Origin of the sequence: Aeromonas sp. QDB14 (assembly GCF_027707845.1) — a bacterium.
GTDB classification, from domain to species: Bacteria; Pseudomonadota; Gammaproteobacteria; order Enterobacterales; family Aeromonadaceae; genus Aeromonas; species Aeromonas caviae.
Genome location: NZ_JAPCJD010000013.1, coordinates 49413 through 67812 on the forward strand (window position 1 = coordinate 49413; position 18400 = coordinate 67812).

Below are 18400 nucleotides of genomic sequence, written 5' to 3' on the forward strand. Positions count from 1 at the left end.
CCTAGGTGGTAGCATGAACGTCATATAGAACCCTACACACCTCTGAACCCAGGAGAATACAATGACAATCGTGGTAGAACCCACCCTGGCCCAACAACTGAAGCTGGACCAATACGGTATCAAAAACAGCCAGGAAATCGTTCGCAACCCCTCCTATGAGCAGCTTTTCGCTGAAGAGACCCGCTCAGACCTTGAGGGCTTCGAGCGTGGCGTCGTCACCGAGCTTGGCGCCGTCAACGTCAACACCGGCATCTTCACCGGCCGCTCCCCTAAAGATAAATATATCGTCAAAGATGCCACTACCCAGGATACTGTGTGGTGGTCTGACCAGGGTAAAAACGATAACAAGGCGATTACCCCGGAAGTGTGGTCACATCTGAAAGGGCTGGTCACCAAACAGCTCTCCGGCAAGCGTCTGTTCGTGGTGGACGGCTTCTGCGGCGCCAACCCGGACACCCGCCTGGCGGTGCGCATCATCACCGAGGTGGCCTGGCAGGCGCACTTCGTGAAGAACATGTTCATCCGCCCGAGCGAAGAGGAGCTGAAGGCCTTCAAACCGGACTTCGTGGTGATGAACGGTGCCAAGTGCACCAACCCGAACTGGAAGGAGCAGGGTCTCAACTCCGAGAACTTCGTCGCCTTCAACATGACCGAGAAGATGCAACTCATCGGCGGCACCTGGTACGGTGGCGAGATGAAGAAGGGCATGTTCTCCATGATGAACTACTTCCTGCCCCTGCGCGGCATCGCCTCCATGCACTGCTCCGCCAACGTGGGCAAGGATGGGGACGTGGCCATCTTCTTCGGCCTCTCCGGCACCGGCAAGACCACCCTCTCCACCGATCCCAAGCGTCAGCTGATCGGCGATGACGAGCACGGCTGGGATGATCACGGCGTGTTCAACTTCGAAGGGGGCTGCTACGCCAAGACCATCAAGCTCTCCGAAGAGGCGGAGCCGGACATCTACCACGCCATCCGCCGCGATGCGCTGCTGGAGAACGTGACCGTGGCCGCCGATGGCACCATCGACTTCGACGACGGTTCCCGCACCGAGAATACCCGGGTCTCCTACCCCATCTATCACATCGACAACATCGTCAAGCCGGTCTCCAAGGCAGGTCACGCCACCAAGGTGATCTTCCTGACCGCAGACGCCTTCGGTGTGCTGCCCCCGGTCGCCAAGCTGACCAAGGAGCAGACCAAGTACCACTTCCTGTCCGGCTTTACCGCCAAGCTGGCCGGTACCGAGCGCGGCATCACAGAGCCGACCCCGACCTTCTCCTCCTGCTTCGGCGCGGCTTTCCTCAGCCTGCACCCGACCAAGTACGGCCAGGAGCTGGTGAAACGGATGGAAGCGGCAGGGGCTGAAGCCTATCTGGTCAACACCGGCTGGAACGGCACCGGCAAGCGGATCTCCATCAAGGATACCCGTGGCATCATCGACGCCATCCTGGATGGTTCCATCGAAAAGGCGCCGACCAAGGTACTGCCTGTGTTCAATCTGGAAGTGCCGACCGAGCTGCCGGGCGTCAACCCCGCCATCCTGGACCCGCGAGACACTTATGCCGACCAGGCCGAGTGGGATGCCAAGGCGGCCGATCTGGCCGGGCGTTTCATCAAGAACTTCGAGCGCTTCACCGACAACGACGAAGGCAAACGCCTGGTCGCGGCGGGCCCGCAGTTGTAAGAAACGCGCCTCGCGTCTCACAATCCCGTACCGGTCAGCCCTGCTGGCCGGTATTTTTTTGGCCGATGCGCGGCATATGGCTCCCGCCAAGCCTTGCCTTGACGGCCCTTGCGCGTTAGATTCAGCCAAACTTTATACAATATACAATTTTGCAACCTGCCCGTGACCCCAGCATGACCCCACCTTACAAGACCCGAACCCAGATGGTGATGGAGAACCTCCGCGGCCGGATATTGCGTGGCGAGTTTGCAGCGGGCGCCCCCCTGCGCCAGGACGCCATCGCCAAGGAGCTGGCGGTGAGCCGTATCCCGGTACGGGAAGCCCTGATGCAACTGGAAGCCCAGGGGCTGGTGAAGTTCGAGGCCCATCGCGGCGCCGTGGTGACCATGCTGGATGCCTCAGCCATCGAGGAGCTCTTTTATTTGCGGGCACTGCTCGAAGCCGATACCCTGTTCCACGCCGTCGACCTGATGACGGAGGAGACCTTCGCCCAGGCGCAAGCCATCCTCGCCCAGTTTGATCTGGCGCTGGAGTCTGGCACCCAGATCGAACACTGGGCCGAGTTGAATCACCGCTTTCACGCCACCCTCTACCAGGCAGCCAATCGCCCCCAGGCACTGGAACTGATCGCCCAGATCAATCTGAGCTGCGACCGCTATGTGCGTTTCGAACTGCTGTTCGCCCAGGGCGGCGTGGACAAGGCCGAGCGGGAGCACGCCCGACTCCTTGAACTGTGCCGCGCCCGGCGCAAGCACGAAGCAGTGGTACTGCTCAAGCAACACATCGAGGCGGCAGGCCAGTCGATCAGACAGATCCTGGCAAGCGGCCACCATCAATGAACACTCACATCACCACAAGCTGGCAATAACGACATGAACCATTTCGAGATTATTGAAACCCGCGTCGCCCAGGTCAGGGCCACACTGGCCACGCTGGAGCTGGACGCTTTTATCGTTCCCCACGACGACGAGCATCTGGGGGAGTACATTCCCGCCTATGCCGAGCGGCTGGACTGGATCACGGGTTTCAACGGCTCCGCCGGGCTCGCCATCATCATGGCGCATCGGGCGGCCCTGTTCATCGACGGTCGTTATACAGTGCAGGCGCGCATGCAGGCGCCGGCCGAGCTGTTCGAGTTTCTCCACCTCAATGAAGACCCCCACGTGCAGTGGCTGGCGGAGCAGTTGCCCTCAGGCTCCCGGGTCGGTTTCGATGCCCGCCTGCACAGCCTGGCCTGGTATCAGAACGCCAACGCCGTGCTGGCCGATCACGGCATCGAGCTGGTGCGCATCGACGAGAACCCCATCGATCTGTACTGGAGCGATCGTCCCGCTCCGACCAAGAGCCCTGTCATCCTCTACAGCGAGGAGCTGGCGGGCCAGTCCAGCCAGGCCAAGCGCGAAATGCTGGCCAGCGACCTGCGCAAGCGCGGGCTGGATGCGGTGCTGCTGACCCAGGCCGAGCCCATCAACTGGCTGCTCAACCTGCGTGGTCGAGACGTGGAACGCCTGCCGGTGGTGCTGGGCTTTGCGGTGCTCTACGCCAACACCACCATGGATTTCTTCGTCGATACCGACAAGATCGACTGCTTCGCCTTCAGCCAGCACGTGGGGCAGGATGTCTCCGTCTACCCCATCGACAAGCTGGGTGACGTGTTGCAGCGCATCGGCGAGGATCAGCAGAAGGTGCTGGCCGACCCCAACACCGCCAACGCCTGGACCCAGCTCGTGATGGAAGAGGCGGGCGCCATTCTGGTGGCCGGCCAGGATCCCACCATGCTGCCCAAGGCGTGCAAGAACCCCGTGGAGCTGGCCGGCATGCGTGCCGCCCACCTGCGCGACGGCGTTGCCGTCACCCGCTTCCTGGCCTGGCTGGATCGCCTGATCGCCAGCGGCGAGTTCGACGGCGTGGACGAAGGCACCCTGGCCGACCAGCTGGAAGCCTTCCGCCACGAGCAGGAGCACTACGTGGAGCCGAGCTTCGACACCATCTCGGCACTCGGCCCCAACGCCGCCATGTGCCACTACCGCCACACCAACGGTACCCCGCGCGCCTTCGGCCAGGACAGCATCTATCTGGTGGACTCCGGCGCCCAGTACCTGGACGGCACCACCGACATCACCCGCACCGTCAAGGTGGGTGAGGTAACCGACGAGCACAGAGCCATGTTTACCCTGGTACTGCAGGGTCATATTGCCCTGGATCAGGCCCGCTTCCCCCGTGGCACTGCCGGCATCCAGCTCGACGTGCTGGCCCGCATGCCCCTGTGGCAGGCCGGTTACAACTACGACCATGGCACCGGCCACGGCGTCGGCCACTTCCTCAGCGTGCACGAAGGCCCGCAGCGCATCGCCCCCAAGGGCAGCCTGGTGGCCCTGCAGCCGGGCATGGTGCTCTCCAACGAGCCGGGCTACTACCGGGAAGATGCCTTCGGCATCCGCTGTGAAAACCTGGTGGTGGTGACCGAACAGGAGGCCCGTGGCGAGCTGCCGATGCTGGGCTTCGAGCGACTGACCTATGTGCCGTTCGACATCCGCCTCATCGATCGCAGCCTGCTGAGTCCGGCGGAGTTCCGCTGGATCAACGAATACCATGCGGAGGTCTACCGCCGTCTGAGCCCGCTGCTGGAGGGCGAGGATCTCGCCTGGCTGGAGCAGGCGACCAGCCTCCTCTGATGACACAGGGCCTGCGGGCCCTGTTTCTTTATCCGCGGCATGCCACAAACGCCCCCCCACTTGCATCGACTCCCCGCCCCTTCTACCCTGTGCCTCCTTTTTGGCTGCCCCGCAGCAGAGACCCGATGAGAGGAGCCCCGATGCACTCGTCCCCCGTATTGCGCCTTGCCACCCATACCGACATGCACGCCATCTGGCAGATAGATGCCGATGTCTTCGGCGAGGATGTCTACCCCGGTTTCTTCTTTCGCCAGGCCATGGATCTGTGGCCCGAACTGCTGGTCGTCGCGGAACGGGAAGGCCGGCTGCTGGGCTATGCCCTCGGGGGGCTTGGTCAGGATCGGTCGCAGGGCTGGCTGCTCTCCCTCGCGGTACGCCCCGAAGCGCGCGGCTTCGGCCTGGCCGAGCAAATGATGTTGCAGGTGGAGCAGGGACTGCTGAAACTGGAAGTTGAGCGGGTCAGACTGACCGTTGATCCCGCCAATCCGGCCCAGCGCCTCTACTTCAGGCTGGGTTATCAGCAGTTGGCAGAAGAGAGAGGCTACTTCGGGCCGGGCGAGGATCGCCTGCTGCTGGAAAAAGCCCTGACCTGACCATCCACCACCGGCACGGGAGCCTTCCGGCCACATAATTGGTTACACTTTGCGGGTTTAATGCGCAATCTGGTTGGCGTAAAGTGCAATTCATCACCAGATTAATCCGATGCCCGCCCAGGAGGCCCATCATGTTCAAACGTATTGCTCTCGTCACCCTGCTGGCGGCCACCACCGCCATCACCGGCTGTGCCAACAGCGACGTCTACTCCGGCGATGTCTACACCAAGGATCGCGCCAAGCAGGTACAGACCGTCAGCTATGGCACCATCCTCTCCACCCGCCCCGTCAAGATCCAGGCCGATGAGAACTCCCTGATCGGCACCATTGGCGGTGCCGTGGTCGGCGGCCTGCTCGGCAGCACCATAGGCGGCGGTCGTGGCAGTGACATCGCGGCGGCCGGTGGCGCCATTGCGGGTGCGGCGGCCGGCAAGGCGGCAGGGGACAAACTCAACCAGGTTGACGGGGTCGAGCTCGAGATCAAGAAAGAGAACGGCGAATCCATCGTGGTGGTACAAAAGGCCAGCCCCACCTTTGTGCCAGGTGCCCGGGTCCGCATGACCCAGGGCAACGGCACCATCAACGTGGCCGTGGTGAACTAATAGCGCCGCTCAAGGTGCAACTGCCATAAAAAAGGTGAGCCCGGGCTCACCTTTTTGCGCTCTGCACCACTGAGGATTCACCCCCCAGATGCAGCCAGGCCGCGATAGACAGCTGCAGGCCCACCAGGTCGGCATGGTGGAACAGGGCATGCAGTGATGCACGATCCCCGGCCACCTGCATCATCAGACGCTGTTGCGCCTGCAGGTCGGCCAGCCAGGAGGGGGGTACCGTCAGCGTGCCTGCCGCCTCGGCAACCAGGGATACCCCCTCGAGCAGGGCATGCAGCGCCCGTTGTTGTTCGCCAGCATCGTCACTCTCGAGCCAGAGCTGCTCATGATACTGCCAGTGCTGCATACCCAGGGTAATGCTGGCCTTCTGATCTTTGCCCTCAATCCTTTGCAGGGGCTGCACGGCCAGTGGCTTGCCAAGCCCAGCCAGCCTGTATCCGCGCTGCGCCTTGGACTGGGCACCCAGCCGCAATCCTCCCAGCGCCGCCAGCTTGCTCGCCAGGGTGAACAGGGCGCGGGCATCGCCGGATTTCAGCTCCAGCTCCAGCTCGTCGATCCCGGTACGCCCCAGGGCACCGGCGATCTCCCCCTGATCCCAGGCCAGCTCGATCTCGGCATCTCCGAATGCGATCAGCCAGTGGCGGCGCAGGAAATCGGTGCTGAACTGGGCCACCAGACGGCTCTGGAGTTCATCGCGCACCGCCAGACTCGGCCAGATATCGGCAGGAAAGGCAGACAGGGTCGGAATGGTGCCCTCCACCGGGGCGTTGTACTCGGGTCTGGCGTGCAATCCACCCACGACCTGCCCCCGGCACTTGATGGTCTGCTCGGAAAAATCATCGCTGCGACGAATGCGCAACCCCATCTCGAGCCCACGCAAACCCAGATCGGGCGTGTCGAAATAGACGTTGCCAAGAGCGGCTTGATTGGAAGAAATAATCTCTAGTGAATTCAGAAGGTTGGAGAGGGATTCTTGAATATTGCTGGTGACGAAAAACTTTATCTCGATCTCAGTTTGCATAGTCATTCCGGGCTGGCGGGCAACTTTGGGGGGCATGTTCAGGGTCGCGAGGATATAATGCCAGCGACAGTTCACGATTAATTCACGGTTTTATTGATGGCACAGTTCGGTTACCATGCGCCCCTCATAAAATCGTATCGAGTGTTTTTTCACCGACACAGGTTTGGCCATGCCAGTAAATACTATTTTGGGTCTTTTTGCCAAGTCCCCCATCAAGCCGCTGCAGAAGCATATCGTCAAGGTTCACGTGTGCTGCGAACAGCTCATTCCCTTCTTTGATGCCGTTGCCGAAGACCGCTGGGAAGATGCCGAGAAGATCCGGCAACAGATCGCCCAGCTGGAAAAAGAAGCGGACATCCTCAAGCGCGAAATCCGCTTGAAACTCCCTCGCGGCCTGTTCCTGCCGGTCGCCCGTACCGATCTGCTGGAGCTCTTGACCCAGCAGGACAAGATTGCCAACCGTGCCAAGGATATTTCCGGTCGCATGCTTGGCCGCAAGATGGAATTCCCCACCGAGATGCGCGCCGATTTCATGGCCTATCTCAAACGCTGTATCGATGCGACCGCCCAAGCCGAAAAAGCCATCGGAGAACTCGATGAGCTGCTCGAAACCGGCTTTAAAGGACGTGAAGTTGAAATGGTTGCCGAGATGATCCACCAGCTGGATCTCATCGAGGACGATACTGACACCATGCAGATCGGACTGCGCCAACAGCTGCAAGCCGTTGAGCACAAATACAATCCGATCGACGTTATGTTCCTCTACAAGATCCTCGAATGGGTAGGTGACCTGGCTGATCAGGCAGAGCGCGTTGGCGCCCGTCTGGAATTGATGCTGGCTCGTTCGTAATCGACTGACTGGGTAAACACTACTAATGGACATTATCGCAAATTACGGCACCACCCTGGTGCTCGTGGCGGCCTTGTTCGGCTTTTTGATGGCCTGGGGCATTGGTGCGAACGACGTCGCCAACGCCATGGGCACATCGGTCGGCACCAAGTCCCTGACCATCCGTCAGGCGATCATCATCGCCATGATCTTTGAATTTGCCGGTGCCTATCTGGCCGGTGGCGAAGTGACGGCCACCATCCGCAGCGGCATCATCGACAGCAACGCCTTTGCCGACACGCCGGATCTGCTGGTGCTCGGCATGATCGCCTCCCTGCTGGCTGCGGGGCTGTGGCTGATCCTGGCCTCCTATTTCGGCTGGCCCGTCTCCACCACCCACTCCATCATCGGCGCCATCGTGGGCTTCGCCGTGGTGAGCATCGGTCCGGAAGCGGTACAGTGGAACAAGTTTGGCGGCATCGTCGGCTCCTGGGTAGTCACGCCGGCCATCTCGGGCATCATCGCCTACTTCATGTTCATCAGCGTCCAGAAGCTCATCTTCAACACGGACAACCCCCTGGACAACGCCAAGCGCTATGTCCCCTTCTACATGTTCCTGACGTCCCTGGTCATCTGCCTGGTCACCATCAAGAAGGGGCTGACCCACGTCGGTCTGCACCTGAGCAATGGCGAAGGCGCGCTGCTCTCCGTCGCCATCTCCATCGCGGTAGCGTTTACCGGCTGGATCTATATCCGCGGCCAGCAGTACAACCCGAAAGATGACAGCAAGATGCACTTCGCCAACGTGGAGAAGGTGTTCGGCATCCTGATGATCATCACCGCCTGCGCCATGGCCTTCGCCCATGGCTCCAACGATGTGGCCAACGCCATCGGTCCGCTCTCTGCAGTCGCCTCCATCGTGGCGGCCGGCGGCGAGATCGGCGGCAGCTCCCACATCGCCTGGTGGATCCTCCCCCTTGGCGGCATCGGCATCGTCATCGGTCTGGCCACCATGGGCGAGAAGGTGATGGCGACCGTCGGCACCGGCATCACCCACCTGACCCCGAGCCGTGGCTTCGCCGCCCAGCTGGCCACTGCCGCCACCGTGGTGATCGCCTCCGGTACCGGTCTGCCCATCTCCACCACCCAGACCCTGGTGGGTGCCGTCATGGGCGTCGGTCTGGCACGGGGCATCGCGGCCCTGAACCTGGGCGTGCTGCGCAACATCGTGGTCTCCTGGGTCATCACCCTGCCCGCGGGCGCCATCCTGGCCATCGCCATCTTCTACGTGCTGCAGGCCTGCTTCTCCTGAGCAGCCCACGCCGCACGACAAAAAGCCCGGGTCATTGACCCGGGCTTTTTTATGCTTCGCCCATATTACGCCGTCGATTGAGCGTCGATCGGCTGCGGCGTTTACTCCTCGATGAAGGTCCACTCGTCGCGCACCCGGCTGATGGCATCAAGCCGCCGCTTGGCAAGCTGCTCGCGGATTGCCTCCCCTTTGAAGCCGGCCGCCACTATCTCCTTGACCGGCACAGCCTGCGCCGCCTCCAGGGCCTGAGCGACATAGTCCGGCTGACTGTAGACCTTCTCTTCGAAGCCGGTACGACCGTGGAAGTCGGCGCGACAGGCATCGAGCAGCTGGGCAAAGCGCTCCGGTCTGCGCCAGGCATCGGCCTTGTCGAATACCTTGAGCAGGGTCGCGGGCTTGAGCTCGAAGGCAATGTGGATATGGGTGTGCAGGTCGCTCACCAGCAGGGCCAAATCGCGACACTCGTTCGGCACCCGGAAGCGCTCGCAAAAATCCCGAATGAGCGGCAACCCCTTCTGACCATGGCCGTGATGGCTCGGCCAGAAGGCGGGCGGAGTCAGCCCCTTGCCAAAGTCGTGGCAGAGGGACGCGAAGCGCACGGTCAATTCGGGGGAGAGACGACATGCCTGCGCCAGCACCATCATGGTATGGATGCCGGTGTCGATCTCCGGGTGCCATCTGGCAGGTGCCGGCACACCGAACAGGGCATCGAGCTCGGGGAAGAGCGCCTTGAGTGCGCCGCATTCGCGCAGCACCTCGAAGAAGATCTGGGGTGTCGACCCCAGCAGCACTTTTTCCAGCTCCTTCCAGACCCGCTCCGGGGTCAGATGGGCCAGCTCTCCAGCCTCCGTCATCTCGCGCATCAGCCCCAGCGTCTCGGGGGCCACCACGAACCCCTGGGCATGGAAACGGGCGGCGAAGCGCGCCACCCGCAGGATGCGCAGAGGATCCTCGGCAAAGGCCGGCGAGACATGGCGCAGCAACCGCGCCTCCAGATCCTGCACGCCGCCGTAGGGATCGTGCAGTTGCCCATCCTCATCTTCGGCGATGGCGTTGATGGTGAGATCCCGGCGCAGCAGATCCTGCTCCAGCGTCACCTCGGGGGCGGCATGGCAGACGAAGCCGGTGTAACCCTGCCCCTGCTTGCGCTCGGTGCGCGCCAGGGCGTACTCCTGCTGGGTTTTGGGGTGAAGAAAGACCGGAAAGTCTCGGCCCACCTGGGTGAATCCGAGACCCAGCATCTGCTCCACCGTGGCGCCGACCACCAGGTGATCCCTGTCCCCCTGGGGCAATCCCAACAGGCGATCCCGCACCGCCCCTCCGACCAGATAAATCTGCACGCGCACTCTCCCTCGATAAACTTGCCCCGATGATACCGCTTTTGGCTAAGAGAGACGATGTGCACCCGTCGCACCGGGCTCTCCATCACTCGGCCGGGCGGCTGCTTCCCGCCATCGTCCCGGGCGACTCAGCCCGTGGTTCGAGCCAGCTCCCCTTATGGTATCCGGGTCTTTGACATCCCTTTTGGGAGGCTTTAACCTGCCGCCCATAACAATGGAATGGATCCTTATGTACACACAGTTCTTCGGTCTGTCGGAGCCCCCGTTCTCCATCTCGCCCAACCCCAAATACCTCTATATGAGCGAGCGTCACGGGGAGGCCCTCGCCCACCTCAACTACGGGTTGCAGGACGGTGGCGGCTTCGTGCTGCTGACCGGGGAAGTGGGTACGGGAAAGACCACCGTCTCCCGCTGCCTGCTGCAGCAATTGCCCGCCGACACCGAGATCGCCTACATCCTCAATCCCTCTCTGACCGAGCGGGATCTGCTGGCCGCCATCTGCGACGAATTCCAGTTGCCCTACGGCGAAGAGGCCAGCCTCAAGCAATTGTTCGACCTTATCCGGGATCATCTGCTGGCGAATCTGGCGGCAGGCAAGCGCAGCGTGGTGCTGGTGGATGAAGCCCAGCACCTGCTGCCCGGCGTGCTGGAGCAGTTGCGACTGCTCACCAATCTGGAGACAGACGAGAAGAAACTGCTGCAGGTGGTGCTCATCGGCCAGCCCGAGCTGCAACAGATGCTGCGCCAGCCCCTGTTGCGCCAGCTGGCGCAGCGGATCACCGCCCGCTATCACCTGCTGCCGCTGTCGCGCCAGGATGTGGATGCCTATGTCCGCTTCCGGTTGCAGGTGGCAGGCTGCGTCCAGCCCATCTTCACCCCCAGGGCCATCCAGACCCTGCATCGCCTCTCCGGGGGCATTCCCCGTCTCATCAACCTCATCTGCGACCGCGCCCTCATCGCCGCCTTCGCCCGTGGCAGCCACAAGATAGTGCACGGGGACATCAGCCAGTCCGCGTATGAGGTGAGCGGCATTCGCGACGAGGGAAGCTGGCAATCCGGCCTCACGGTCGCCCTGGTGGGCGCCCTGCTGGTCGCCACCGGCTGGTGGGGCTGGCAATTCTTCGGATTCTTCCCAGCCCGCCCCCTGGTCAAGGTCGAGGTACCGGTCAAGGTGGATGACACGCCGGAGCAGCAAGCCCAGCTGACCCGCGCCATCAATCAGGCGCTGGAGCCGGACGTCGCCATGCAGAATCTCTACAAGGTATGGGGCTACCAGGCCGAGCTGGAGGAGGCAACCTGCGACAATGCCCCCCGTGCGGGCCTGCGCTGCCAGGAGGGAGAAGCCTCCCTGGCACAATTGCAGGCGCTGCAATACCCGGCCCTCATCAGTCTCACCGACGAGACCGGCGGCCTCTATTACGCCACCCTGGTCAGCCTGGGGGCGGACAAGGCTTCCCTGCTCATCGGCAACCAGAGCTGGCAGGTGGACAGGCAGTGGCTCTCCGACGCCTGGGGCGGCAGCTACACCCTGCTCTGGCGCATGCCCAGGGGCAACGTGCCCCTGATAGCGAGCAATGCCGGGGCTGCCCAGGTGCAGTGGCTGGACAACGCCCTTAGCCGCGCCATGCAGCAACCCGATCGCAAGGTGAGCCGCTTCGATGCCACCCTCAAGAACAAGCTGCAACAGTTCCAGCGCGAGCAGGGACTGACCCCGGACGGCATCGCCGGCAGCAACACCCTGCTGCGGCTGAATGTGGCCTCCGGCGAACCCATGCCCAGGCTGGAGGATGAATCCCTGCGAGCCAGCACGCCGGTCGATCTCGACAGCGTGGCAGATGATGAGACGGACCCCATGGTCGAGGAGGCCTCCTGATGTCCACCCTGCTCAAGGCCCTGCGCCGGGCCGACCAGCCCCAGTTCACCCCCCATATGCCGCTCATGGGTCTGCCCGTGAGCCAGGAAGAGGAGCCCAACCGCCACTGGATCTGGTGGGCCCTGGTGCCCCTGGCCCTGGTGATGGGCGCCGCAGCCAACTATGGCTGGCACCTCTATCACCTCAAACCCGTGGAACAGCAGGTCGAAGTGAAGGAAGTGGTGACTCCCCCCTTCGTGCGGGTCGAACCCAGGCCCATGATCACCCGGCCGCTGCCGCCCCCCCTGCCGGAGCCCGTGGTCGCTCCAAGACCTGCCGCAACCCCGGCTGCGACTACCGCAAACCAGGGGGGACAGAGTCTGGCAGAACGGCTGATGGCCGCCCTCAACAACACGCCGCTGGTGGAAGAGAGTGCGCCCCAGGCTCAGGTCCAGACCAGTGCCATCCCCCTCGGCGCCCTGGCCCCGGCCCTGAAACAGCAGGTACCGTCCCTGACCTATGGTGCCCACAACTACTCCTCCGACTCTGCCAAGCGGGCCGTCGTGCTCAATGGACGGGAGTGGCGCGAGGGCAATGAGATCGCCCCCGGTGTCATCCTAGCAGCCATCGCCCAGGACTACATCGTCCTGCAGGTCGGCGGCCAGTATGCCAGCCTCAAGGCGCTGCAAGACTGGCGCGGCTGATCTGCCGGCATCCAGTGGCCCTCCCCCGGGAGGGTCACCGCCCATTCTGAGGGAGCCCGAGAGCTCCCCTTTTTAATCAATAACCTACACTCGACCTTTGCCATGCACCGGGTCGGGGATCGCCCTCCTGATGGCGGGCGGACTTATCATCAGAACATGAGCACACTGTGAGCCACTCAGACAACACCACTTTCGCCACCCGCATTCTGGACTGGTACCAGATCCACGGCCGCAAGACCCTGCCCTGGCAGCAGGACAAGACCCCCTACCGGGTCTGGGTCTCCGAGATCATGCTGCAACAGACCCAGGTTGCCACTGTCATCCCCTATTACGAGCGGTTCATGGCCCGCTTCCCCGACGTGCTGGCCCTGGCCAACGCCCCCATCGACGAGGTGCTGCATCACTGGACCGGGCTTGGCTACTACGCGCGCGCGCGCAACCTGCACAAGGCTGCCCAGCAGATCCGCGATCTGTACGGCGGCCTCTTTCCGGAACAACTGGAAGAGGTGATGGCCCTGCCCGGCATCGGTCGCTCCACCGCCGGGGCCGTGCTCTCCCTCTCTCTGGGCCAGCCCCACGCCATCCTGGATGGCAACGTGAAGCGGGTACTCACCCGCTGGCTGGCGCTGGCGGGCTGGCCGGGCCAGAAGCAGGTCGAGCACGATCTCTGGGAGCTGGCGACCCGCCTCACCCCGCGCGTCGGGGTGGCCCAGTACAACCAGGCCATGATGGACATGGGGGCCACCGTCTGCACCCGCAGCAAGCCCGCCTGCGAGCGCTGCCCGGTGCAGGCCGATTGCCAGGGGCTGTCGCAGGGCAACCCCACCTCCTACCCTCACAGCAAGCCGAAGAAGAGCATTCCGGCACGCAACGGCATTATGCTGATCATCCGCCACGGCGATCAGCTGCTGCTGGAGAAGCGTCCGCCGCAAGGGATCTGGGGCGGGCTTTACTGCTTCCCGCAGGTGGAATCCCTCACCGAGGTGACCGGACGACTGCGGGAGTTGGGGCTGGAGGATGCCGCCTATCAGGAGCTCGCTGGATTTCGTCACACTTTCAGCCACTTCCACCTCGATATCCGCCCTTTGCTGATCGAAATGGCTGTTCCGCCCGCCCCCCTGCTCATGGAAGCGGATACCCGACTCTGGTATAACTTACGCCATCCTGCCGAGGTGGGATTGGCGGCGGCCACGGCCCGTCTGCTCGCCTACCCGGACTTACAACCAGACTTGCAACCACAGAGGTCAACATGAGCCGTACCGTATTTTGCCTGCGCCTGAAGAAAGAAGCGCCGGGTCTCGATTTCCAACTCTACCCCGGTGAACTCGGCAAGCGGATCTTCGACAACATCAGCAAGGAAGCCTGGACCGAGTGGCAGAAGAAGCAGGTCATGCTGATCAACGAGAAGAAGCTGAACATGATGAATCTCGAGCACCGCCAGTTGCTGGAAAAAGAGATGGTCAGCTATCTGTTCGACGCGGGTGAAGTCCAGATCGACGGCTACACCCCTCCCAGCCAGTGAGCGGGAATCGAGTCAAAGGGCCAGCGTCCCCCTGAGTCGTCAATATGCCGCAGGGTGACACCAATCCTGGCTCAGGCCAGTCAGTGACGGGCGGCCCTACCGCCCGGTTTGAGGATCTTATGGGTCGTTTTTTTGGGCTGCTGTGCGCCCTGCTGTTTCTCTCTGCCTGTTCATCCACACCCCAGACCAGCGGGAGTGGCGATGATGATCTGGTCAACGGCAAGGACGTGCGCGGTTTTGAACACATGATCAGTGCGCTCTCCCATAACGTGAACGAGATATGGGGGCGCGAGGCGCTGTTCGCGGGCAAGTTTGACTACGTCAAATACACGGATCAGTACAAGAGCCGCGCCCACATCGATTTCTCCAGCGGTCACATCATGGTGGAGACCGTCTCGGGTCTGGATCCCCGTGCCCACCTGCGTCGCGCCATCATCGAAACCCTGCTGACCCCGGATGATCCGGCAGAGGTCGACCTCTATTCGGACCGTGAGATCATGCCAGGTGGCGAGCCCTTCCTCTATGGCCAGGTGCTGGACAACCAGGGACAAGCGATCCGCTCCAGCTGGCGTGCAGAGCGTTATGCCGACTATCTGATCGCCAACGCGATGAAGAAGCGCACCCTCGGGATCCGCAACATCTTCTTCATCGACATTCCCATGGTGGCCAACCACGAAGACAGGCGCGGCTACAAATACGCCAGCATCATCCGCGATGCCTCCCGCAAGTACGGGGTCGCCGAGAGTCTCATCTACGCGGTGATCAAGACCGAGAGCAGCTTCAACCCCTATGCGGTCAGCCACGCCAACGCCTATGGCCTGATGCAGGTGATCCCGGCTACCGCTGGGCGGGATGTCTATGTGAGGGTCAAGGGCAAGGATGGCCAGCCGACCAGGGAAGATCTGTTCAATCCGGCCTACAACATCGATGTGGGGACCGCCTACCTGCACCTGCTGCAGACCGTCTATCTGGCGGATATCCAGGATCCCCAGTCCCGCCGCTATGCGGTTATCTCCGCCTACAACGGTGGTGCGGGAGGGGTGCTCAACACCTTCTCCAACGATCGCAAGGCGGCCCCCGGCATGATCAACCGCCTCTCCCCCGAGGCCGTCTATCAGGTGCTGACCGAACAGCATCCCAAGGCAGAGGCTCGCCGCTATCTCTACAAGGTCAATCAGGCCGAGAAGGGGTTCAAGCGAACCGTCGCAAGCCGGGCTGGCTGATGGCATGCAAGAAGGGCGCTCCCGGAGCGCCCTTCCCATTTACTGTGGCCAGAAAGCTTACTTGGCGATAAAGCCGCCCTTGCTCAGGGGCGCTGCTCCCACCTTCTCCAGGTGTTCCACCTCGACTTCGGTCTTGTTCCAGCTGTGGTCCACCTCGCCGCGCACGCGGATCAGATCGTCAGGGCCCACCTCGGTACCGCGCCACACGTCACCGTCCACCTCCACTTCCACCTCGCCGCTGTCGTCACGGAACAGGTAGTTTTCGCCACCCAGGTGTTTGACCAGTTTGCCTTCCAGGGTCACCCACTGATCATCGGCCACGTCTTTCAACTGGGCGACCGATACCTTGTTCTGCTCCTTGGGGCCGGTGTAGGCCGCCATGGCGAAAGAAGAGACGGACATCAGGGCCACCAGGGCGATTGCTTTTGCGTTGTTCATTTCATGCTCCTGTCTTTGCGGTATGAGGGCATCTTGCCCGGGGGCGCGTGAAACAAACGTGAAGCCTCCCCATTCAGGGAGGAGTGATGTGATCGCAAGCGATTAAATGGCCACGGCATGCTGCAATAATGTATTCGAGTGGATACCTTTTTCACCTGGCCATGCGGGTTCCCAGCCCGCCGCCATCGAGGAACAGCCCGCAGGCCCGTCCTGCCCCATCCATGAGAACAGCTACATGAAAAAATGGCTTTTGTGTTTATTGGGACTCTTCGCCCTCACGGCCCATGCCGCCGAGACGCGTCCCCCCTTCTCCCGCATCGTGATGTTCGGCGACAGCCTCTCCGACACCGGCAAGATGTACGACAAGATGCGCGGTTACCTCCCCTCCAGCCCGCCTTACCATCAGGGCCGCTTCTCCAACGGCCCGGTCTGGCTGGAGCAGCTCACCCAGCACTTCCCGGGCCTCGCCATCGCCAACGAGGCTGAAGGGGGCGCCACTGCCGTGGCCTACAACAAGATCTCCTGGAACCCCAAGTATCAGGTCATCAACAACCTGGACTACGAGGTGACCCAGTTCCTGCAAAAGGATGGCTTCAAGCCCGATGATCTGGTGATCCTCTGGGTCGGTGCCAACGACTACCTTGCCTATGGCTGGAACACCGAGCAGGATGCCAAGCGGGTGCGCGACGCCATCAGCGATACGGCCAACCGCATGGTATTGAACGGTGCCAGGCAGATTCTGCTGTTCAACCTGCCTGATCTGGGCCAGAACCCCTCGGCCCGCAGCCAGAAGGTGGTCGAGGCGGCCAGCCATGTCTCCGCCTACCACAACCAGTTGCTGCTGAACCTGGCACGCCAGCTGGCACCCACCGGCATCGTCAAGCTGTTCGAGATCGACAAGCAGTTCGCCGAGATGCTGCGCGAGCCGCAGAACTTCGGCCTGAGCGACACCGAGAACGCCTGCTACGGCGGCGGCTATGTGTGGAAGCCGTTCGCCTCCCGCAGCGCCGCCACCGACAGTCGGCTGGCCCCCTTCAATCCCGAGGAGCGCCTTGCCATCGCCGGCAACCCTCTGCTTGCTCAGGCCGTCGCAACGCCCATGGCGCGCCGCAGTGCGAGCGAGCTGAACTGTGAAGGCAAGATGTTCTGGGACCAGGTCCACCCCACCACAGTGGTACACGCCGCCCTGAGCGAGCGGGCTGCCGCCTTCATCGAACAGGAGTACGAATTCCTCCCTCGATAACGGAGGCCATCCTGCCAGGGCCGGCGCTTCGCCGGCCCTCTTGCCCACAAGGGCAAGCAACCCCATATGACACCCATCACAGATTCGAGTCACGGTTCCCCGGCGGTCTTCTGTCTCCACTATGATGCAGATGGATATCACAATATGTTTTATATCAGTTGCTTGTAGATCGAGAAAAGCGAGCTACGTTTAAACGTGTTGTGGTCGAACACAGGCCCAACCCACGAGGCGAGGCGACATGAATTCGCGCTCCCCACACACAAGATTGCAGAGGCATCTATGAACAAAACACTGATTACCTTGCTGGTTTCAGGCTTGCTTGCGGCCAACGCCCAGGCAGCCGGACAAGACAACACCTGGTATGGCGGTGCCAAACTGGGTTGGTCCAACTTCTACGGTGTCGATGAAAGCAACGCCATCGCCATCACCGACAAAGACGACGATGAAGTCGGCGCCGGTGCGTTCGCCGGTTACCAGATCAACCAGAATCTGGGTGTAGAACTCGGTTATGACTACCTTGGCAAGCTCAAGTACAGCGGCACCCGCAATGGCGCGGCCTTCAATGACTCCGTGCAAGCCCAGCTGGCCCAGCTCACGCTGAAACTGGGCTTCCCGGTTGCGGACAATCTGGACCTTTACGGCCGTGTCGGGGGCGGCTATGGCTGGACCGACAGCGATCAGCTGGAAAACGACAGCCGCTTCACCTTCGTCGGCGCGCTCGGTGCGGAGTATGCCCTGAGCCTGGATTGGGCAGCCCGCCTCGAATACCAGTACAGCACCCCGTATGGCAGCCGTGACGATACCGGCCTGCGCATGGACAACGGCCTGCTCTCCCTGGCCGCCGTCTACCGCTTCGGTCAGGTTGCACCGGCTCTGCCGGTCGCAGCTCCCGCCCCCGCGCCCGAGCCCGTGATGGTCGACAAGCAGTTCACCTTGAGCTCGGACGTGCTGTTTGACTTCAACAAGGCCACCCTCAAGCCCCAGGCCGGGCAGGCGCTGGATACCCTCTACAGCCAGATTGAAGAGGCCAGGCCCAAAGACGGGTCGGCCACCGTCATCGGCTATACCGACCGCATCGGTTCCGAGGTCTACAACCAGAAGTTGTCCGAGCAGCGTGCCCGGACCGTGGCCGATTACCTGATTGGCAAGGGGCTGCCCGCCGGCAAGGTCAATGTGGAAGGGCGTGGCAAGCAGTCTCCCGTCACCGGCGACAGCTGCACCAGCAAATCCAAGCGTGAGCTGATCGTCTGCCTGGCCCCGGATCGCCGGGTAGAGGTCAAGGTACAGGGCGTCTCGGAAGTACAGCAATAACGACGACCCCAAACAAAACGGGAGGCCATGGCCTCCCGT

Annotated in this window: 17 protein-coding genes; 14 read left to right on the top strand and 3 right to left on the bottom strand. The window is 62.2% G+C overall.

Translation table 11 applies throughout. The features are described from left to right. Positions 1-61 precede the first annotated feature (61 nt). The 5 genes from pckA (at position 62) to PG887_RS06610 (ending at position 5557) form a co-directional block, all read left to right on the top strand. Positions 62-1687 (top strand): phosphoenolpyruvate carboxykinase (ATP), encoded by a 1626-nt coding sequence (gene pckA / locus PG887_RS06590; RefSeq protein ID WP_069784268.1) that lies wholly within the window; start codon positions 62-64, stop codon positions 1685-1687. A gap of 173 nt (positions 1688-1860) precedes the next feature. Continuing rightward, positions 1861-2526 carry a GntR family transcriptional regulator gene (locus PG887_RS06595; RefSeq protein WP_029314822.1) on the top strand — a complete coding sequence of 222 codons (666 nt, stop codon included), beginning with the start codon at positions 1861-1863 and terminating at the stop codon, positions 2524-2526. 33 nt (positions 2527-2559) lie between these two features. Continuing rightward, complete coding sequence (locus tag PG887_RS06600; protein ID WP_270821375.1) at positions 2560-4362, top strand: aminopeptidase P family protein; 1803 nt, start codon at positions 2560-2562, stop codon at positions 4360-4362. A gap of 140 nt (positions 4363-4502) precedes the next feature. Next, on the top strand, positions 4503-4955 hold the full coding sequence (locus PG887_RS06605) for a GNAT family N-acetyltransferase (protein ID WP_010675733.1): 453 nt from the start codon (positions 4503-4505) through the stop codon (positions 4953-4955). 131 nt (positions 4956-5086) lie between these two features. Then, on the top strand, positions 5087-5557 hold the full coding sequence (locus PG887_RS06610; protein WP_010675734.1) for a glycine zipper 2TM domain-containing protein: 471 nt from the start codon (positions 5087-5089) through the stop codon (positions 5555-5557). A gap of 46 nt (positions 5558-5603) precedes the next feature. Here PG887_RS06610 and PG887_RS06615 read toward each other — a convergent pair whose 3' ends face one another. Then, a complete protein-coding gene (locus PG887_RS06615; protein WP_104454794.1) occupies positions 5604-6587 on the bottom strand; it encodes a CYTH domain-containing protein in 984 nt (327 codons plus the stop codon). A gap of 169 nt (positions 6588-6756) precedes the next feature. Between PG887_RS06615 and PG887_RS06620 the strand changes: the two genes are divergently transcribed. Further along, positions 6757-7437: a TIGR00153 family protein gene (locus PG887_RS06620; RefSeq protein ID WP_010675736.1), complete on the top strand. Its 681-nt coding sequence runs from the start codon at positions 6757-6759 to the stop codon at positions 7435-7437. 25 nt (positions 7438-7462) lie between these two features. Beyond that, a complete protein-coding gene (locus PG887_RS06625; protein WP_043152823.1) occupies positions 7463-8728 on the top strand; it encodes an inorganic phosphate transporter in 1266 nt (421 codons plus the stop codon). A 101-nt stretch (positions 8729-8829) separates the two neighbouring features. Here the strand turns inward: PG887_RS06625 and PG887_RS06630 are convergent, their stop codons facing one another. Further along, entirely contained in the window at positions 8830-10068 is a 1239-nt protein-coding gene (locus tag PG887_RS06630) for a multifunctional CCA addition/repair protein (protein WP_042864904.1), read from the bottom strand. A 229-nt stretch (positions 10069-10297) separates the two neighbouring features. Here PG887_RS06630 and PG887_RS06635 point away from each other — a divergent pair, with 229 nt between their 5' ends. From PG887_RS06635 to mltC, 5 genes are all read left to right on the top strand, one after another. Then, positions 10298-11941 carry an ExeA family protein gene (locus PG887_RS06635; protein ID WP_010675739.1) on the top strand — a complete coding sequence of 548 codons (1644 nt, stop codon included), beginning with the start codon at positions 10298-10300 and terminating at the stop codon, positions 11939-11941. Further along, the gene (gene exeB, locus PG887_RS06640; protein WP_043152832.1) at positions 11941-12624 is read left to right on the top strand and encodes a GspB family T2SS assembly factor variant ExeB; all 684 of its coding nucleotides are present in this window, start codon (positions 11941-11943) and stop codon (positions 12622-12624) included. The genes PG887_RS06635 and exeB overlap by 1 nt, the downstream gene beginning before the upstream one ends. Before the next feature lie 167 nt (positions 12625-12791). Next, positions 12792-13877 (top strand): A/G-specific adenine glycosylase, encoded by a 1086-nt coding sequence (gene mutY / locus PG887_RS06645; protein ID WP_043152835.1) that lies wholly within the window; start codon positions 12792-12794, stop codon positions 13875-13877. Then, on the top strand, positions 13874-14146 hold the full coding sequence (locus tag PG887_RS06650) for an oxidative damage protection protein (protein WP_010675742.1): 273 nt from the start codon (positions 13874-13876) through the stop codon (positions 14144-14146). The genes mutY and PG887_RS06650 overlap by 4 nt, the downstream gene beginning before the upstream one ends. A gap of 119 nt (positions 14147-14265) precedes the next feature. After that, positions 14266-15369, top strand: coding sequence for a membrane-bound lytic murein transglycosylase MltC (mltC, locus tag PG887_RS06655; RefSeq protein ID WP_010675743.1), 1104 nt, complete (start codon positions 14266-14268; stop codon positions 15367-15369). Positions 15370-15426: 57 nt separating this feature from the next. Here the strand turns inward: mltC and PG887_RS06660 are convergent, their stop codons facing one another. Continuing rightward, positions 15427-15807, bottom strand: a complete 381-nt coding sequence (locus tag PG887_RS06660; protein WP_039040598.1) for a YgiW/YdeI family stress tolerance OB fold protein — start codon at positions 15805-15807, stop codon at positions 15427-15429. A 235-nt stretch (positions 15808-16042) separates the two neighbouring features. Here PG887_RS06660 and PG887_RS06665 point away from each other — a divergent pair, with 235 nt between their 5' ends. Together PG887_RS06665 and ompA are read left to right on the top strand one after the other, a co-directional pair. Continuing rightward, positions 16043-17050 carry an SGNH/GDSL hydrolase family protein gene (locus tag PG887_RS06665; protein WP_270821376.1) on the top strand — a complete coding sequence of 336 codons (1008 nt, stop codon included), beginning with the start codon at positions 16043-16045 and terminating at the stop codon, positions 17048-17050. A gap of 279 nt (positions 17051-17329) precedes the next feature. Then, positions 17330-18361 carry a porin OmpA gene (gene ompA, locus PG887_RS06670; protein ID WP_270821377.1) on the top strand — a complete coding sequence of 344 codons (1032 nt, stop codon included), beginning with the start codon at positions 17330-17332 and terminating at the stop codon, positions 18359-18361. Positions 18362-18400: the final 39 nt, after the last annotated feature.

What these genes read in the sequence shown, in the direction of transcription:
- pckA (WP_069784268.1), top strand. Translation starts at nt 62, where the DNA reads ATGACAATCGTGGTAGAACCCACCCTGGCCCAACAACTGAAGCTGGAC.
- PG887_RS06595 (WP_029314822.1), top strand. Translation starts at nt 1,861, where the DNA reads ATGACCCCACCTTACAAGACCCGAACCCAGATGGTGATGGAGAACCTC.
- PG887_RS06600 (WP_270821375.1), top strand. Translation starts at nt 2,560, where the DNA reads ATGAACCATTTCGAGATTATTGAAACCCGCGTCGCCCAGGTCAGGGCC.
- PG887_RS06605 (WP_010675733.1), top strand. Translation starts at nt 4,503, where the DNA reads ATGCACTCGTCCCCCGTATTGCGCCTTGCCACCCATACCGACATGCAC.
- PG887_RS06610 (WP_010675734.1), top strand. Translation starts at nt 5,087, where the DNA reads ATGTTCAAACGTATTGCTCTCGTCACCCTGCTGGCGGCCACCACCGCC.
- PG887_RS06615 (WP_104454794.1), bottom strand. Translation starts at nt 6,587, where the DNA reads ATGCAAACTGAGATCGAGATAAAGTTTTTCGTCACCAGCAATATTCAA.
- PG887_RS06620 (WP_010675736.1), top strand. Translation starts at nt 6,757, where the DNA reads ATGCCAGTAAATACTATTTTGGGTCTTTTTGCCAAGTCCCCCATCAAG.
- PG887_RS06625 (WP_043152823.1), top strand. Translation starts at nt 7,463, where the DNA reads ATGGACATTATCGCAAATTACGGCACCACCCTGGTGCTCGTGGCGGCC.
- PG887_RS06635 (WP_010675739.1), top strand. Translation starts at nt 10,298, where the DNA reads ATGTACACACAGTTCTTCGGTCTGTCGGAGCCCCCGTTCTCCATCTCG.
- exeB (WP_043152832.1), top strand. Translation starts at nt 11,941, where the DNA reads ATGTCCACCCTGCTCAAGGCCCTGCGCCGGGCCGACCAGCCCCAGTTC.
- PG887_RS06650 (WP_010675742.1), top strand. Translation starts at nt 13,874, where the DNA reads ATGAGCCGTACCGTATTTTGCCTGCGCCTGAAGAAAGAAGCGCCGGGT.
- mltC (WP_010675743.1), top strand. Translation starts at nt 14,266, where the DNA reads ATGGGTCGTTTTTTTGGGCTGCTGTGCGCCCTGCTGTTTCTCTCTGCC.
- PG887_RS06660 (WP_039040598.1), bottom strand. Translation starts at nt 15,807, where the DNA reads ATGAACAACGCAAAAGCAATCGCCCTGGTGGCCCTGATGTCCGTCTCT.
- PG887_RS06665 (WP_270821376.1), top strand. Translation starts at nt 16,043, where the DNA reads ATGAAAAAATGGCTTTTGTGTTTATTGGGACTCTTCGCCCTCACGGCC.
- ompA (WP_270821377.1), top strand. Translation starts at nt 17,330, where the DNA reads ATGAACAAAACACTGATTACCTTGCTGGTTTCAGGCTTGCTTGCGGCC.